Raw genomic sequence first — 14,436 nt, 5'->3', positions numbered from 1 at the left:
CAATCATCCCGCTGGTCCCAACGCTCCCGCCATCATCCCGCTGGCCTCAAGCCGCTCGTTCCAAAGCTCCCGCCATCATCCCACTGGTTCCAAGGCTCCCGCCTTGGAACCCACTGCATTGCAGGCTCCGCCTGCCGAGACATGATCTGTCTCCCAAGACGCCGTCGCCAGACGGAGAACAAGCGGCAGCTAGCGGGACAGCGCCACCAATGATTACCACGCGGCTCACGCAACATGACGTGGTTGCCGCTCGGAACGGTCGGCGATTCTTTACACCTCCACCCTTGGCGACTTGGGCGGCGTCACGGGATCGGGCAAAATCGACGGCGGGACACCGGGATGCAATTCAATCCGTGGCCCATCCTGTTGCGGTGGCGCGGATTCCCGGGGTGTCGGCCGACGGTCCCCGGGCGGTCGAATTCCGGGACCGCGGAACATGCCGGGCGGCAACCCGGGAATCAGTGGCATCAGAGTCCGATTTTGCTGCAGACGCAGTTGCTGGCCGCCCGCCTTCTTGTGAGCCTCATAGGCCTCCGGATCCTGCTTCTTCAAATCGTCCACGCCTTGATAGGACTTCTTCGTCGTACCGCCCTGGCCATCAGGACGCTCGACGTCCAGCGACTGCCCGTTGTCACGAAATCGAAACGTCCGATCATTCTCCGTGACTTCGACATCACGCACGCCGTTGGCCGTCCGAATGCTGATTCGCAAATTGGTGCGGCGTCGCGGTGCGAACTGGGGTCGCGGTTGTGGAATCCCGGGCAGCATTCCCGGCAACTGTCCCGGTCGCGGCGGAACCTGTTCGGCAGGTTGCAACGACTTTCTCGCCGCGTCGGCCATCGGGCTGTCCGATGAAGCAATGCGTTGCAGCGTTTCGGTTGCGCTGGCCCTCAGATCTGAATCCGCACTTTCACTGGCTTGTCGAAGCAAATCCAACGCATTCGATGCCGAATCGGGATCTCCGGTTTCCACCACCTTTCCCAAGACGGGATGCGCGGCCTTGCCCATCTGACGCAACCTCTCGATCGCGCGGCGACGTTCGGCAAACCTGGGGGACGCCATCTGGTCGGCCAGGGCAAGCGCCTTTCGATTCGCCGGTACCGTTTGATCCGGCCGGGTGGACGGGTTCACCGGTTCGGAACCGAGCGGGATGTTTTGCGCCTGCAGCGAGCCGACTCCCAAGACCAAAACGGACATCGAACAGAGAAAAGCTGTCCGGATCGCCCGCGAGCCGAGACGGTTGAAAAGATCGTTCATGGTTGGTTTGCACATGATTGGTCCAATCTCTCCATGGTGAAAAAGGATCTCTTTCGACGCGGACCACTCCGATCCTGCGGAGTTTCCGCGAAGCGACCTTCCATTATCCCTGGACGGTCACTTTGACACTCCACCTTAGCACGACGGCGACAGCATCATCCATGCCGATCCTCGGTTGACCACCTTGCTCCCGTGGCGGCCCCGCTGTCAGCGGGGTCGCCGCGATCGTCCCTGCTTGGAGAGGTCGTGCCGCTTTGCTCCACCCTCCCTCCGGGAGGGTCGCGGAGGAGCTTGCGACGACGCGGGGAGGGTAGTCCGGCGCCATTGATTTTAACCGGTTCTTTAAGTCACCCTCCCAAAAGACTCGTGCCTCGCCTTTGACCCTCCCTCCGAGAGGGTGAATTTCAGAAGGTCCGGAAAGCTGCACGACGTCTGGAAAAGCCGCCGCTCCCCAAGCTGCCAAAACGCGGCCGCAGGCAAAACCTGTCTTGGGACGAACATCCCCCGGTTGCTAGACTCGGCGATCGTTCTCGCCCATCGTCTTGCTATCAAGTGGCTGAGATGACGTTGTTGGGCCAATGCCCCCTCTGTCGCCATCCGATCGCTTTCCCCGAAGCGACGTTGCCCGCTGCGCAGTCGACAACGTCCCATTCAAACTCGATGCCCCCATCGATTCGGTGTGATTGTGGCATTCGGCTAGCACCGCTCCCCCGACACACCACCCTGGAAATCCCGGTCCTGTGCCGGCAATGCGACGGTCGGTACGTCGTCGATGCGCTGGCCGCCGGCGAAACCCTGGAATGCGAATGCGGAGCGTCGATCACGGTTCCGGATCTCGTCCTGGCCGAATCGGAGGATCCGCCGCTCGCTGAGATCGAGCACAAGTTGCCGACACGCGAGCCGGATCCGGTTCAAGCCTCTTCGCCCCCATCCGGCCTGGGCGTCCCCGAACCGAACGCTCCCAAAATCACCTACGCGGGTACCAGCCTTCGCATCGACGGAGCTCGGATCCAGTTTCACACGCTCCGATCGGCGTCTCCGCAACATGAAGCCGATCCCTGCCCGCCGCCGAAAGTCATGTTTCCGATCGTTGAGGCGCCGGCATTGTTCCATTTGCAGCTGCCGCCACCGAGAGTGTTGCTTCCCATCGTTGCGGCACCGGAACTGTTTCATTTACAGCGTCCCGAGCTAGACGCCAAACTAGGAACTGGGCAGCCGGAGCTATCTGACCGGCCGGAAGAGTCCTCCGGATCTTGCGACGCCGCGTCGGATGTCGCCAGCCAGCCTTCGCCCCGATCGCCGGCCGAAAGGGTTTCACTCCCGATCACCGCGGTTCCAGAACTGATCCAACTGAACTTCCCGTCACCGCCTGACTTGCGCCGGGACGAGCCGCTCGGGTCTTCCGACGACCACCATCCGACCGAGATCGCAGCGGACCCGGAGATCACCAAGGAACCAATTGAACAAATCCGGAATGTTGTGCTTCCGATCACCGCGCCACCGATCCTGTTTTCATTGCAACTCCCGCCGGCCGATCGCCAAGCCGACGTTGCGGATCAACCAACATCGACAAACGCGGACTCACCTTCAACAGAGGCCACCGGCCCGCCGGCGGAGCCCGTGCCGCTTCGCTCCGAATCGGTCTTCGAGTCTGACCTGCTCCCTCACCCGCCGCTGGTATTGGACCGCACCGGCGAGCGGATGGACCGTCAACGGAATACGCCAAATCGGTTGGACTCTCCCGGTACGTCCAAGATCAAGCTTTGGACGGAAGGGAATTCCCAGAAACCTTCGCATCACCGTCGCGTCGCGTCCGCTGGGGCGGGCGCGGAATCAACCGCCAGACGCGTGGCGGCCGCCGCGTCAACGCTCGCGGCGGGTGTCCTGCTGTTCCTGGTTGGTCATCAAGCAACAGCGTTCTTGACCACAACACACCCCAGCGAGCTTCCAGCGATCGAATCCACCGCGGCAACGCCCATCCCCATCGGACGGACCCATCCATCCGCCGACGCGTCCGATGTGGTATCCGACGCGTCGCCAAATCCGATTCGACAGGCGGTTCATCAACGTCCCAGCGAATCGGTTTTCGCCCCCGACGCGACATCACTCGCCGACACCGTTTCCGCGTCGCCGGAATTGCAGGCCGTGCGCGCGTTGGCGTTCGAGCTGACGCAACATGAAACGCTCAATCGAGAACAGTTGCATCAATTCGCCAACGCCGTCGAGGCACTGGGAAAGCAACCTGCGCCTTTCTCAGTCGGCGACCTTTTCTGGCTCGGAGAAACTTGGGAAGCCTTCGGCCGCTCGGCGGAATCCGCTGACCTCGCGGCGCGATGCTATTGGCAATCGGCGGCCGCTTACGCGTTCGCGCAAACGGTCGAAGAGATTCCCCCGGGTGAGCTTGCACTCGCCAAGCAAAGGCAAAACGAACTCTCCCGGATGTCGAAAGATTCCCACCGCATCGCAACTGAATCGGCAAACTCTGGTGCCGTCGATTCCATTCACCGTTGAAATCGTTTCCGGAGAGGCGAATGGATGCATCGCCGCCATCCCGCGGAATCCGACACTTTGCTGCCCGTTGGTAGATGACTAACCGCGAACAAAAGACAGCAGCCTTCGAAACCTCTCAGACGTCCAGATCATCCAACTGGTCAATCAGCGCGTCCAGCGATTCATCACTGGTCGACTGAAAAGACGGACGGCGTTGCGTCCGCGAATCCTTGGGCGGGTCGATCGGCTGCGTGGAGGCGGGATTTTGCGGCGACGTGCCGACCGACGCGGCAGCGCGGCTGTCCGGTGTGGACAACCCGCCGAGCGAGACCGTTTTGACGCTCAACGATTCCCGCAACCGTGCCAATTCGCCGATGACGGTACGGGCGTCGTTCACGTTGCGAAGGTCAAAACAAAACAGCCTTCGCCCTCGCGAGGGTGCGGACGCATCGGCGTCCAGGAGGTGAGGTGCACGGACACCCTCAAATCCGATGCGATGCAGAGCCGTCACCATCTCTTCGACGGGGCTCCAGTCCAGCACCGCGGCGGGCCCCGTGATGGAATCCAGTGTCAGCCGGTCCGTGGACCCGGCAGCGATCGCATCGAAACGACCGACCAATGTCAAATCCAAACCGGATCGGCCGATCAGATCGCCCACGAGCGCTTCCGCAACGGATGCTCCTCCGGCGGGAGGATTCTGGACCAGGATCACGGGGAGTCGCATCGAAACAGCCGGTCGGCGAAGTGTGAATTCAATGTGTGACTGCAAGATTGCAGCGTTCCCATCCTAGCGGGCCGTCCCCGTCGACGCCTAGCGGCCCAACCACACGATTCCAGTTGGCGAACGGACGCCGGTTGAGGCGAGGAAACCCGTGGCTCGTGCCACGCGGATCCCCCAAAGGGGAGCGTTGACCAGCTAGTGACCGAACAAGCCGTCGTTGGCTTCTTTTCGCGACTCTTCGACCAGGTCATACATCTCAAACCACAGATCACGCACGTTGGTTCGCAAGTTGACGCGACGGGATTTGATCTGATCGTCCACCATCTTTTGGATCCGATAGGGTGAGTCCTTCGTCAGCTCCTTGGCCAATGCACGGACCAATTGGCTGGATGCGGCGGTCTCGTGAATCACCGTGAAGCCGGCCGGGCGGTGGTGGGCCGTCACCAGCAACGTCACTTTGTTCGACCCGGACGATCTTGAAATCCACCAGCGTGACAGCCGCCCTAACTGTTCCCACCCGTCAACAACCAGTAGACCTCCGGCGGGCAGGCTGGACAGCGCCGCACGAATTCGCCGTCCGGCTTGGACACGGTCTGCGAATCGCCGACGCAGCGAGTCGCGAGGATCGTGGCACAACTGGTGAAAGGCAACCTGCGGATAGGCATGCTGCAGCTTCGGAAGGAAGGTGTGTAACAACGTGGATTTGCCGGTGCCGTGCGGACCAATGATGGCTCCCAGCCGACACTCACGGAGCTTGGACAAAAGATTCTCCAGGTGCGCGTCCACCGCGTGATCGGTAGCCGCCCGGTTTTCCGCAGCAAAGCGGTACACCACACTGGACGGGGAGATGCAGTCGGTCGAAAACGGGTTGGTCAGATGCGAGCCGAACGAGGAATTCAACGGTGTCGAGCTCCACGCGTCGAGGGGAGAGGGTGGCCGAAGGCGGCTAGGCTTTTTTCTGAAAACGAGTCGCTACGCTCAGCACCACGTGGCTTTCCGCCGCGAACGCGACGGCGGCGACGGGAGTTCACGATTATCAGACCCAGTATAACGCTCCGCCCGGCAGCTGCCTTTCAATCGATCCCGTTCGGCCGCCGCCTGACGAATTTTTCCCGCTCTTCAACGCGGGTTGGGCAGGCCGAACACCACTGCGGTGTCCCCGCCAACCTCCGGCTGGATCTCGGCATTCGTCTCGCGGGTCATGGTCACAACATCAGGTAACAAACGACGGTCACGACCACCACACCGACCAGATTCAGAACCAAACCGGCCCGTGCCATGTCGCGGACGGTGATGCGGCCGCTGGCAAAGATGATGGCGTTGGGCAGCGTCGCCGCCGGCAACATGAACGCGAAACTGGCGCTGATCGTCGCGGGAATCATGACGATTTTGGGATCGTCGACTGGGACGACCGCAAGGATCGGCAACAACAGGTTGGCGGTCGCAGTATTGCTGGTCACTTCGGTCAGAAACGTGACGGTCAGACAGATCGTCGCCACCAGCCAGATCGGTGTCATTTCGCCCAGTCCGGCCAACTGCCGGGCCACGATCTCGCTGATTCCTGCCGATCGAAACGCCTCGGCGATGGCCAGACCGCCAGCGCACAAGATCAGAATTCCCCAGGGAATCTTCGAAGCCTGCTTCCAGGTCAACAGGGCTTCGCCCTTTCCGTTTGGAATCAGGTGCATCGCCAGCACGGCCAGCAGAGCCACGCGGGCGTCGTCGATATCGGGAACGCCAAGCCAATAGCTCCATCCGCCGCCGGGTGAGGCACGCGTGACCCACAACAACGCCGTGACCGCAAACACGGCCAATGTTCGAACCTCTTCGCTACGCCATTCGCCCACTTCAGGAAGCTTCAACTTTTGCACGTCGGAAAGATTCTTTGTCAGCCACAGCGCCTGCAGTGGAAGCATCAGCGCGATGATCGGCCAAGTCCACAGAATCCAACGGGCGAAAGTCGGCTCTTCCCCGCCAGCGATGACGTAGTTTTCAAAGAAGATCAAATTGGGCGGCGTCCCAATCGGCGTCCCGATTCCACCGACACTGGCTGAAAACGCGATGCCTAACAGCAAGCATACCGGTAGCCGACGACTTTCGCTGGTCTCCACCACCGCCATCGCGATAGGCAACATCATCAGGGTCGTCGCGGCGTTGGAGATCCACATGCTCAACAACGCCGTGGCCGCCATGAACCCAAACACGACTCTTCTGGCATCGGCACCGGATTCATCTCGTCCGCCGAATGCTCGCACCATCGTCAGCGCCAAACGACGGTGAGCTCCACTGCGCTCCATGGCAGTGGACAACATGAATCCCCCCATCAACAACAGAACCAATTTGCTGCCGTACGCGCCGGCAACCTGCTCCGATGTCAGCACGCCGCAGGCCGGCAACACGCAGAGCGGGATCAGCGAGGTCGCGGCAATCGGAATCGGCTCCAGAATCCACCAGACAGCCGTCCACGTGACAACACCCGCAGTGATGACGACCGGCGTCGAATGATCTCCTGCCAACACCGCAGCCACGACCGCCAGGGTCAAAATCGGAGCGGCGATCAATCCAAGCGTTTTGTTCAATGCGAATCGAGGCGGGCGGGGCGGGAGAAAAGTTGATGAGCGCTGATCGGGGCGGGTGTTATACCACGATCACCGACGGTCCTGCAGCGTCGCACCGGCCGCCCACCGCAACTCCCTGGTTCCAAGGCTCCCGCCTTGGAACCCAATGCAAGACAGGCTCTGCCTGTCCACAACGTGGGCAGCTGGCGGAGCCAGCCATCAGTGCGTTCCCAGGCAGGAGCCTGGGAACGAGAGCGCCCAACCAAACCTCCCTGGTTCCAAGGCTCCCGCCTTGGAACCCAATGCAAGACAGGCTCCGCCTGTCCACAGCGCGGGCGGCTGGCGGAGCCAGCCATCAGTGCGTTCCCAGGCGGGAGCCTGGGAACGAGAGCGGCCGTATCCGTCCCCCCGACCACCAACCTTTCCCACTTTCGCTTGACTTCGTCGGTCTAAAAACGGTACCGACAATCCATGGAACGCGCTCAGGCAATCCGCGTGCAACGTCCCAGTCGCTGGGATCAGCCACTTGACGCATCGATGTCCGATGCCGACGTCGCTTGGTTGCGCACGCGCGGTCCCTTCAACACCATGAATGCCAGCAGCTTTCCGTCCGCGACCCCGCTGGAGGGGATTCTGCGGTACGACTGCCGACTGCACCGGGCCGAACCCGGCGAAGTGATTGTTCGCGAGGGCGACTACGGCAGCAGTGCCTACCTGGTCGTCAGCGGCAGCGTGCGCGTGCTGGTCGATTCCTTGATGCCGGAACAGCTTGGCCGCCAGCCGCCGGTTCCGATCGGATGGCTGCAAGCAGCGCGACGCTACCTGCGAAGATCCAGACACGCTGAAACCCGATCCCCGGATCAGGTTCGCGTGCAAACGTCCGCGTCAGGACCACCGGTGATCCGAAAGGTGGATGATCGACAAGCCGTCTTTCTGCAGGACTTTGACGCGATCTTGCTGTCGCACGAAACCGTCTGTCTGGGCCCGGGCGAATTGTTTGGAGAAGTTGCGGCGATGTATCGGGCCCCGCGATCGGCCACGGTGATCGCGGAAACCGAAGCCATGCTGGTCGAAATCCGCTGGCAGGGGCTTCGCATCCTGCGCCGTGATCGGCGATTTTCCGAGACGCTGGACGATCACTATCGCCGACATTGGCTGCCGATTCATCTCCGTGAGGTGCCACTACTGAGGTTTCTGCCGGAGGAGAACTTGCGACGTGTCGTTGAGTCCACCGAATTGCGGTCGTTCGGCCGGATGGCTTGGAACATCGACTATCAAAAGCAGCGCACCTTGCCGGCGGCGAAACAAATCGAGACCGAACCGGTGGTTGCCCATGAAGGACACCTGCCGACGGAATTGCTGATTCTTCGCAGCGGTTTCGGACGCGTGTCCGTCCAACACGGTGCCTCCCACCGCACCACGGCGTATTTGGGCAAAGGCCATTTCTTCGGACTCGACGAGATCCTGTTCAATGCGTTTCGCGCTCCTGCCGCGCCCGCCAGACCGTACCAGTCTTCGTTGCGAGCGGTCGGCTTTCTGGATGCATTGGCGATTCCGGTGGAATCATTCGCCGAGGACGTGCTGCCCTGGATTCGTAAAGAGGAACTGCCAAGTTCCGTGCAAGCGTTGTTTCCGCAGGCAATCGAACGACGGTCCAATCGCAGGCGGCGGCGAAGTGCGAAACGCGATGCGCACGCCGATCGAACCGTTCAGCCGAGTCCGGTCTGGCCGACCGGCGAAGCGGAGTCGACAAACGAGTCGACCGCGTTGCTGGAATTCATCGTCCAACAACGGTTGAACAATGGCCGCGATGCAATGGTCATCGATCTGCATCGGTGCACGCGCTGCGATGATTGCGTGACGGCGTGCTCGGGGGTTCACGACGGGAACCCACGATTCGTCCGTCAGGGTCCCATCCATGACCGGCTGCAGTTTGTCCAGGCCTGCATGCACTGCACTGATCCTGTCTGCATGATCGGGTGCCCGACCGGGGCGATCGCCAGGGACCCCGACACGGGGACCGTCTTGATCCATGACCCGATTTGCATCGGCTGCGGTCTATGCGCTGCCGCTTGTCCCTATGACACCATTCGCATGGCTGAGGTGGTTGACGGGAAAGGTCGTCCCTACGTTGATGAATCGGCCACCGCACCCATTCGCAAGGCGACAAAGTGTGACCAGTGTGCTTCTCTGCCATCGGGCTCCGCTTGCGTCGCGGCTTGCCCCCACGAGGCACTGGTGCGAATCGACTTGAGCGAACCCGAACCATTGAAGCAGTGGCTTCAGAAACGGAGCTAGTGTTCGATGGCCACGATCCGTCTACCGCTGAAGACTCGTCGATGGGTCGGCCTGACTGTCACGGTCTTCGCCGTTACGGTGATCGCAGCCATTACGTCGACGCTGTCGGATCGCCTGGGTTCGCCCAGTCTGTTTACCGGCTGGACATTATTCTCCTGCCTGATCCTGCTGATGCTACTGGGGGTTCGGCGGCGATTGCCGTTCTGGCCACTTGGGTCGGTCAGTACCTGGACCCAGGTGCACCTCCACCTGGGACTGTTCACCGCGGCGGTGTACCTGCTGCATGCACCCGCCATTATCGGCGGCGGGAAGCTTGAATCGACGCTATCGATCGTATTCTTACTGGTCACCGTCAGCGGCTTCTACGGTTGGTTCATCAGCCGGACGTTTCCGGCGCAGCTAACGGCGGTGCCCGGGGAACCCCGCTTTGATCGAATGAATTGGCACCGGTCACAATTGGCTTCCACCGCGTCGGAACTTGCCAACGGCCTTCCCGATACCTCCGGCGACCAAGTGCTGAAATCGTTCTACCACGAATCGCTGGCCGCGTTCTTTTCCCAAGCTCCCAGCCTTGGCTGGGTATTGGCGCCGGGGAGAACGCGCTGTGACCGCCTGCTTGGCGATCTGAAGAGCATGGAGCGTTACCTTCCTGCAGATCGTCGGGAAACGGTGGAGCAGCTTGCTGCATTGATACGCCGCCGACACGACCTTGATCGCCAGTTTTCAATGCAATGGAAACTACGCAGCTGGGTGGTCATTCACAGTTGCCTGTCCCTGGCGTTGCTATTGGCCGCCGTGGTGCACGTCGCCATCGCGTTGCGTTTCAGTCACTAGGCGTCCGGCGGAGTCAGGGAGATGCGACACGACGATCGCGAATTGCCGCCGCCCCCGGCGAATGATCGACCGGGGGACCGCTGGGTTCTGGAGCAGGACGGACGAAGACGATTGAGCTGGACGGGTCGTCGTCAACGATTGACCTCGGCCTGCCTGCTGTTTGCGATCAGCGGCGTCGCATTGATGTTGCTCGTCACGCCGGCGACCACCCTGTTTCAGCCCGGCGATCTCTCATCACCGCACGCGCAAATCTTAGCCGGGGCATCTGCGGAGCAGCGATGCGGCGCCTGCCATCAATCGGCCACCACCTCCTTGACCGACTGGTTTCGCTCCGGTGGGTCCGGTCACCAAGGGATTTCGTCCTCGGAAAGGTGCATGAAATGTCACCACACCACCATCCCGCTGGGCCTGGCCGGTACGGCGCACAACCTGCCGATTGCCGTCCGAGACCGCCTGACCAAGCTAGCGATCTCGGAGCGAGGGCGTCCTGCCGAATGGCGACCCGCAGTGGCAATGGTTGACCAGAACCATCTGCGGTGCGCCACTTGCCACCAAGAGCATCACGGCCCCACAACCAGCCTGACTCAACTATCCAATGCGCAGTGTCAGGCCTGTCACGCCGCACCGTTCGGAAGTTTTGCTGAATCACATCCAACCTGGGACCAATGGCCGTACCATCGCAGCGGCAACATCGGATTTGATCACCGCACCCACCACGACCAGCATTTTCCACGACACCATCCCGCAGAAGCATTCGATTGCCGAACGTGTCATGCGAACGTGCGAGATCACTCGACCGCGATCAGCGATCTTGGGTCGGAGCCCCAGCGTTCCCCCAGCTACGAGGTCGGATGCGCGTCGTGCCATGAAGAAACCTTGCGCGCGCAAGTGGTTGATGGCATCACCTTGTTGCAATTGCCGACGTTGCCGGAATCGGTCGCCGACCAATTTGGCCCGTGGCCTCCAACCGCGATTGGCTTCACTGATGGCAGCCTGTCGCCGCTGGTCGAACTGCTGATTCGATCCGACCCGACAATCGCCCCGCTGCTCCGCCAGATTCCCAATGGCGATCTGGCACAACTGCCGCGCGGCACGTCTCGCAGCAATCACACGCTTGGCAGGATCGCCACATCGCTGCGGGAACTGATGGACGACATTGCGGATCGCGGGCACAGGGCTATTGAAGATCGGCTGACACGACAAGGCCTTGCACCGCCCCCGTTCCGACCGGTGCTGCAGGGATTGCCGCCGCAATGGATCGAAGCGACCGCGAAAGATTGGTTTCAACCAGTTTCCGACACACCCTCGCCTTCTCCGCACGAGGCTGACCAGCACCACGCTGACCAGCTCCCTTCCCGTTCCACGCTCGCGAACAGTCGGCCTTCCACCGAACCCACGACCGATTCGTCGGAATTGTTGCCGGAGGGGTCGTTGCTGCTGGACATTGGGCACGATTCCGGCGTCGATGACGCCTTGCTTGATGAAGGACGATTATCCGGTCCTGCGGATCCACTCGACCCGTTGGCCGCGGCGCCCGCGACCTCCGCGGTGGACAAGACCAGTGTCGTCCCCTCAGAGCTCGTGAATCTTGGCGGATGGTACCGGCGTGACACCGTGTGCGACATTCGATACCGCCCCGCCGGACACGCCGATCCAGTTCTCAAGGCAATGATCGAAACCTTCGCACAACTCAGTGAAGGCGATCCATTGAAAGAACGCTTCCACGCCAACCCGGTGGTACAGGTTTGCATGAACTGCCATCCGGCAGCCGACGCGATCCCGGCACGCTGGACATCGCAGCGAAACGGGGAGACGCTTGACCGCTTCACCGTCTTCAGCCATCAGCCCCACCTCAGCGTCACGCCACCCGAGCAGCATGCCTCAGGACAGCAGAACTCCGGACAGTGCAACCGTTGCCATCAGATCGCATCCACCGAGGGCGGAAACGCGGTCGGGCAATTCGCTCCGCTGGGCAAGGACAACTGCGCGGCCTGCCACGTCCGCGGAGCGGCCGGTGAGCAATGCACAACCTGCCACCGGTATCACATCCGTTGATCGGATGATTGACGATGATCCGAGAACGAACGGGTCAGCCACATGAGGGTCAAACACCGCGAAGGGAGGCTGGCCCTGTTTCTCGCTGAAGCGGTGTTACTGTCGCCGCTGCGCGGCTCGTGAGATTCGGAGAATGTGTCCGTCGGCTTGCGCCGACGACAGGGAACTGTCGTCGCTTCGCGGCTGCAGCTCGTGCCGAAAAACGGCTGGTCTCTACCGCAAGCTGACCGCGTCCCGGGTCAACTGTTTGCTTTTGCGAAGGCTCGCATGTCGGATTCCAACGACTGCAGGCGGTCGCCAAGCTTTTTCGCTGCCGCATCCAGATCCTGCGACTCTTCGGTCGCAAGCCTGGTGAACACGTACAACTTGATCTTCGGCTCGGTACCACTCGGACGTGCCGCGACGTAGTTTCCTTCGTCGGCCAGATCCATGATGATCAGGTTTCCGACCGGGCCGTCCAGCGCCGTCTGCTTTCCGTCGGCGGTGTTCGTGACCGTCTGATTCAAGTAGTCGCGAATCTGTGTGACGGGAATGCCCGCCATCGACTCTGGCGGCGTCTTGCGGAATGCAGTCATCAACCGCTGCATGGCCGCCATCCCTTCACTGCCCTCCATCACCAGGTTGATCAGGTATTCCTGATGGAAGCCGTGTTTGCGGTACAGATCCGCCAAGTACTGGTGCATCGACACGCCGCGCTGTTTCAGGTCCGCTGCCAACTCACTTAGCAACATGCAGGCGACGGCACCGTCTTTGTCGCGGGCGTACTGACCGACCAGGTAGCCGTGAGACTCCTCGGTTCCAAACACGAATTTGTCGGGACCGTTGGCGTCCATGGCCTGAGCGATGTACTTGAAACCGACCAACAGGTCTCCAATGCATTTGACGCCGTGGGAGTCCGCGATCCGTCGAATCAACTCCGTCGTCACCAGCGTTTTGACGACGTAATGTTCCGGTGACAACGTTCCCGCCTCGGCACGTTTGGACAGGATGAATTCGGCAAGCACCGCACCGATCTGATTTCCGGTCAGCGTTTCCCATGGGCCGGCCGGATCCATCGTCACCGGCGCGGCAACACCCAAACGGTCACAATCGGGATCGGTCGCCAAGATCAAGTCAAATCCGTTCTGGCGGGCGTATTCGATCGGTGCTTCAAAGACGGCCTTGTTTTCGGGATTCGAGACGTGACCGGGCACGTTGGGGAAATCGCCGCTTTTTTGCTCGTGCGGACCATAAACCTCCACCTGTTTGAATCCGTCCTTTGCCAACAGCGGCATGACCGCTTCGGCGCCCACGCCGTGCAAGGGCGTGTACAGGATCTTGACGTCACGTGGGCCCTCGAACGCCTGCTGGCTGGCGACGTTCAAGAACGCCTGGTCGATTTCGTCGGTAACGATTTCGATCTTTCCGTCGGCCAGTGCATGGTCAAACGGAATCGATTGAATGTTCTCGCAACTCATCACGCGATCGATGATGGCCTTGTCATGCGGCGGCAGCACTTGAGCTCCGCTGGACCAATACACCTTCACCGCGTTGTCGCTGGGCGGATTGTGGCTGGCCGTCACCATGATGCCACAATCACACTGCTTGTACCGGACGGCGTACGACAATTGCGGTGTCGCTCGATAATCGTCCAAAAAGTAGACCTTGAAACCGGCGGCGACCATGATTCCCGCGCACAACTCGGCAAAGTGCCGCGAGCGATGGCGCGTATCGTAGGCGATCACGCAGGACAGCCCCTTCTTGCCTTGATGATACTCGCGAACGTAATCCGCCAGCCCTTGAGCACTTTCGCCGATCGTCCGGTCGTTGATGGCGTTGGACCCGATCGGGTACATCCGTCCGCGTCGTCCGCCGGTTCCGAAAGGGATGATCGTCCAAAAGGCGTCATCCAACGCCTGCCAATTGTGATCGGCGATCTCGGCGACGACCTGATCGCGATACCGCGAATACCGATCCTGCGTGAGCCAAGACTGGATATTCTCAACCGCCGACTCACTCAATTTTCCATCGGCGGCGGCTTGCTTGGTCACGGTCAGGGCTTCGGATGCGTTCATCGAAAAATCGCCTGGGAATGAAAGTAGTGTGAAGGGCTTGGAACAGGTCTTCGAAACGTCGCTTGGCGTGTGGCGGCGCGCGCCCACGGCCAAGAGTGCCATGTCGTGTTGTGGTTTTTTCCTCAAGCGATTCTATTTGTTGGCGGATCGATCCTGCAACGACCGGTCG

9 protein-coding genes are annotated in these 14,436 nt (G+C 61.1%); 4 read left to right on the top strand and 5 right to left on the bottom strand.

The features are described 5' to 3' along the window. Positions 1-270: 270 nt before the first annotated feature. Complete coding sequence (locus tag FYK55_RS17630; RefSeq protein ID WP_161604595.1) at positions 271-1,257, bottom strand: hypothetical protein; 987 nt, start codon at positions 1,255-1,257, stop codon at positions 271-273. Between the two features lie 660 nt (positions 1,258-1,917). On the opposite strand from FYK55_RS17630, the gene FYK55_RS17625 reads away from it, so the two are divergent. Beyond that, entirely contained in the window at positions 1,918-3,768 is a 1,851-nt protein-coding gene (locus FYK55_RS17625; protein WP_150077771.1) for a hypothetical protein, read from the top strand. Positions 3,769-3,883: 115 nt separating this feature from the next. Here the strand turns inward: FYK55_RS17625 and FYK55_RS17620 are convergent, their stop codons facing one another. The 3 genes from FYK55_RS17620 to FYK55_RS17610 form a co-directional block, all read right to left on the bottom strand. Beyond that, positions 3,884-4,471 carry a hypothetical protein gene (locus tag FYK55_RS17620; RefSeq protein WP_150077770.1) on the bottom strand — a complete coding sequence of 196 codons (588 nt, stop codon included), beginning with the start codon at positions 4,469-4,471 and terminating at the stop codon, positions 3,884-3,886. A 192-nt stretch (positions 4,472-4,663) separates the two neighbouring features. Then, a complete protein-coding gene (locus tag FYK55_RS17615; RefSeq protein WP_150077769.1) occupies positions 4,664-5,368 on the bottom strand; it encodes a hypothetical protein in 705 nt (234 codons plus the stop codon). A gap of 305 nt (positions 5,369-5,673) precedes the next feature. Then, complete coding sequence (locus tag FYK55_RS17610) at positions 5,674-7,047, bottom strand: SLC13 family permease (protein ID WP_150077768.1); 1,374 nt, start codon at positions 7,045-7,047, stop codon at positions 5,674-5,676. 450 nt (positions 7,048-7,497) lie between these two features. Between FYK55_RS17610 and FYK55_RS17605 the strand changes: the two genes are divergently transcribed. Genes FYK55_RS17605 through FYK55_RS17595 form a run of 3 tightly spaced genes read left to right on the top strand, consistent with a single transcriptional unit; the run spans position 7,498 to position 12,213 of the window. Then, positions 7,498-9,324, top strand: a complete 1,827-nt coding sequence (locus FYK55_RS17605; RefSeq protein WP_150077767.1) for a cyclic nucleotide-binding domain-containing protein — start codon at positions 7,498-7,500, stop codon at positions 9,322-9,324. A 6-nt stretch (positions 9,325-9,330) separates the two neighbouring features. Continuing rightward, the gene (locus FYK55_RS17600; protein ID WP_150077766.1) at positions 9,331-10,158 is read left to right on the top strand and encodes a hypothetical protein; all 828 of its coding nucleotides are present in this window, start codon (positions 9,331-9,333) and stop codon (positions 10,156-10,158) included. 21 nt (positions 10,159-10,179) lie between these two features. Next, positions 10,180-12,213 carry a cytochrome c3 family protein gene (locus FYK55_RS17595; RefSeq protein WP_150077765.1) on the top strand — a complete coding sequence of 678 codons (2,034 nt, stop codon included), beginning with the start codon at positions 10,180-10,182 and terminating at the stop codon, positions 12,211-12,213. A 239-nt stretch (positions 12,214-12,452) separates the two neighbouring features. On the opposite strand, the gene FYK55_RS17590 is transcribed toward FYK55_RS17595, so the two are convergent. Continuing rightward, the gene (locus FYK55_RS17590) at positions 12,453-14,267 is read right to left on the bottom strand and encodes a phospho-sugar mutase (protein WP_150077764.1); all 1,815 of its coding nucleotides are present in this window, start codon (positions 14,265-14,267) and stop codon (positions 12,453-12,455) included. Positions 14,268-14,436: the final 169 nt, after the last annotated feature.

The sequence above is a fragment of the Roseiconus nitratireducens genome, assembly GCF_008629675.1.
GTDB lineage: Bacteria > Planctomycetota > Planctomycetia > Pirellulales > Pirellulaceae > Stieleria > Stieleria nitratireducens.
The sequence above is the reverse complement of the archived record's forward strand: the minus strand, read 5'-3'. Positions and strand labels throughout refer to the sequence as shown.

Coding starts and splice junctions, on each gene's coding strand:
- FYK55_RS17630 (WP_161604595.1), bottom strand. CDS start 1,257: ATGAACGATCTTTTCAACCGTCTCGGCTCGCGGGCGATCCGGACAGCT.
- FYK55_RS17605 (WP_150077767.1), top strand. CDS start 7,498: ATGGAACGCGCTCAGGCAATCCGCGTGCAACGTCCCAGTCGCTGGGAT.
- FYK55_RS17595 (WP_150077765.1), top strand. CDS start 10,180: ATGCGACACGACGATCGCGAATTGCCGCCGCCCCCGGCGAATGATCGA.
- FYK55_RS17600 (WP_150077766.1), top strand. CDS start 9,331: ATGGCCACGATCCGTCTACCGCTGAAGACTCGTCGATGGGTCGGCCTG.
- FYK55_RS17620 (WP_150077770.1), bottom strand. CDS start 4,471: ATGCGACTCCCCGTGATCCTGGTCCAGAATCCTCCCGCCGGAGGAGCA.
- FYK55_RS17590 (WP_150077764.1), bottom strand. CDS start 14,267: ATGAACGCATCCGAAGCCCTGACCGTGACCAAGCAAGCCGCCGCCGAT.
- FYK55_RS17625 (WP_150077771.1), top strand. CDS start 1,918: ATGCCCCCATCGATTCGGTGTGATTGTGGCATTCGGCTAGCACCGCTC.